3 protein-coding genes are annotated in these 2,615 nt (G+C 64.4%); 1 reads left to right on the top strand and 2 read right to left on the bottom strand.

The annotated features are described in order from the left end of the window. Positions 1-395: hypothetical protein (locus tag L0G76_RS15575; protein ID WP_304358044.1), on the top strand; the 395-nt coding region annotated here is incomplete at its 5' end. Between the two features lie 388 nt (positions 396-783). Here L0G76_RS15575 and L0G76_RS15570 read toward each other — a convergent pair. Then, a complete protein-coding gene (locus L0G76_RS15570) occupies positions 784-1,533 on the bottom strand; it encodes a hypothetical protein (protein ID WP_209886355.1) in 750 nt (249 codons plus the stop codon). Between the two features lie 75 nt (positions 1,534-1,608). Further along, a partial coding sequence (locus tag L0G76_RS15565; protein ID WP_369696195.1) for a type IIL restriction-modification enzyme MmeI occupies positions 1,609-2,615 on the bottom strand: 1,007 nt, incomplete at its 5' end.

The following is a 2,615-nucleotide window of genomic DNA, read 5'->3' as shown; positions in this document are numbered from 1 at the left end:
CACCGCCTGACAGCACCTCGTGGGATGCTCGCTTCGTGAGCGAGCACCCCGGCGATCCTTACGCGATCCACTTCGCCGGCGAGAAGCTGGAGCAAGAGGTCAGTTCGGTGCTGATCGCGTACCGGTTGACCCTCAGCGGTGCCCAGCCCGTCGAGTACACGCCGTGGCACCGAGATGACTCGATGGATCCCTACGCGGTGCGCGTGCGCACCGGCGACGACGAGATCACGCTGTCCGTCACCGACTGGAGCGACCGACTCGATGAGGTCCGGCCATTCCTGCGCGAATGGATCCGCGGGCGTGTCCACATCGAGGGCACGAAACTTAAGTCCAGCTCCCGCCGCCGCGACCCGTACTGGGTCGATGCCTGGCGCAGAGCGCATCCCTGGGTGTGACGCCCACGGGACGATGGGCAGGAAGAACCCCGCCACGACCGGGTTGATCCGGCCGGCGGGGCCCTGGCGGGAGGCGGATGGGGCCAGACCCTCCCGGACGATGAACCGAGTCTCTACGGTCCGTCGAGGCCCGATGCCGAGGGGTGCTCACCCAGCTCCGGATCCCCTGTATCCCGGGAAGTGGGCGGCGCGAGCGTCTCGCGGGACCAGGCCGGGCACGAAGGTTCCCCACGGCTGGCCGATGCGGCAGCTTCAGACCTCCTCACCGCTCACGGCGACGCCGCCTTTCTTGCGACCAAGCGGCAACTGCTCCGGGCAATCCTGAATGCCCGCACGCAGGTCTTCGACGTTTACTGGACGGAAATGGTTGTCGGCGCCAGGCTGCGAATCAGAGTTTCAGGAGATCTATGATCGTGCCCCGAGACCTGCGATCGACTTCCTCGTGAAGCTCACGGATGAAGGCTGTCCACCACAGCACCTCGTTCTTCAACAGCTTGCCCTCGGTGCGGGCGGTGTGAACCGCTTCACCGCGAAGGTTAATGAGGAGGCTGAGGCAACGATCGACGTTCACGGTCGCGTTCTTGGTGACGCCTACGCTGGCAGGCAAGCCTTTCAGCTTGCCAAGTTCCGTTTCCGGCGCGACAGACAGGTGAGACGGCAACGCATCGCCGATACCAGCAAGCTCGAACAGTGCCCGCACGTTCTTATAGCTGGCGGTGTTGATGCCGTAGCCCGCCCCCTCGCCACCTTTGGCGGCCGTGTTGACCTCCTTGGTCCAGAGGCCTCGCCACCCTGGATGTACAGCAAGTTGCCACGCATCCTTGCCCGACAGGACATCCGCCACGTGAGTCGGAATGGAGTCAGTGGGGAGCGAGGAGGCCAGGACTTCAACGAGTTCGATCGCGACATCCTCGGCGTAGGACTCCCACACGGCGTACGTGAAGGTGACGGCGGAGAGGTAGAGGTACTTCTGCTCGTTGGTCGGCCTGCCGCGCCCGTCGCTCGCGAAACTCATGAGTCCGCGGGGGACCTCCAGGGCCTTCTCGGCGCTGAGCGCAGCGGCGGTCCATTCAGTCTTAAGCCTGGCGGCGTCTCGATTTCCGTCCTCGGGCCCTCGCGCGGTGTTATTTGTTGTCATGACCCTTCTCTCCTCGTCTGTGCCAATTATCTACGCCTTGCCTCTGTGCCGCGCAACAGGAATGCCGGCGGCCTATCACTGGGTCATCTCCGCGTAGCGTTCGAACAGGATCCGCTGGCGCTCCCGCTCCGACTTGCACGTGCGCTTAGCACCGAATGCCTTGTCCACCGCGACGTCCAGGCTCCGGTGGGCCTTCAGCAGCGCAGTGTCCATCGCCAGCGGATCGTAGTGATCTGCGAGCGACCGCTCCGGATGGAGAGCCCGTACCTCCAGAACTTCCTCGCCAGCGGCGATAATCTTCTGCCGTAGTGGCGGCTCCGGCGCCGGGAGGGGGAGCGTATTCCAGGTCAACGTGTTCGAGAATCGGATGTCTGACTTCAGACGACCGCCGACAGCTCGTTGCCAGGCCATGAACATAGACGAGGAGATGATGCCGAACAGCAACCCGTCGGGGTCGTCGGCTTTGAACGCCGCGTTGCTGGCAATCACATCGGGCTCGAAATAGGCACACGTCATGAAAAGGCGGTGCTCACTCACGACGCTGGGGATGCAGATGAAGCGCACGTCCGGCTGAGAGCGCTGCCCGAAGAGATGCGGGGTCGCAGCCATCCCTCGCGTGGAGGAGGCTGAGCTGGCATTGCGGAACTCCCGTACCGCCTCGATGCGCTCCCTCAGCACGGAGGACTTCCGTACGTCTGCGGGGTCGAGATCGACCAGCCACAAGCACCAACGCTGCTGCCGGCGGACGAGCTCCCGCGCGCCGACGTACTGTCGCACGTACTTCGCGGCAATCGGATCGGCGACGACCTCACCGTATTCCTCGGCCTCGATGACGAGATGCCCTCCGTCGCGCGGCATGTTTCCGAAGGTCGCATCTGGCAGTCCTAGCGACAGCGGAGCCCTGCGCTGTTCGACAAGAACATTCGGGCCATCGACGAGGTACCCGTTGACGGTGTGGGCGGCGATCTCGGACGCCTCGCCCTTGGGACTCGCATAAGCAAACAGGCGGGGCTTCGGCTTCGCCTCCCGATCGAAACCGATGATCACGCAATGCACGGCCGCGGCGCCGGGTGCTTCGCTAG

Source organism: Brevibacterium picturae, from assembly GCF_030453725.1.
GTDB lineage: Bacteria > Actinomycetota > Actinomycetes > Actinomycetales > Brevibacteriaceae > Brevibacterium > Brevibacterium sandarakinum_A.
The sequence above is the reverse complement of the archived record's forward strand: the minus strand, read 5'-3'. Positions and strand labels throughout refer to the sequence as shown.

What these genes read in the sequence shown, in the direction of transcription:
- L0G76_RS15570 (WP_209886355.1), bottom strand. Translation starts at nt 1,533, where the DNA reads ATGACAACAAATAACACCGCGCGAGGGCCCGAGGACGGAAATCGAGAC.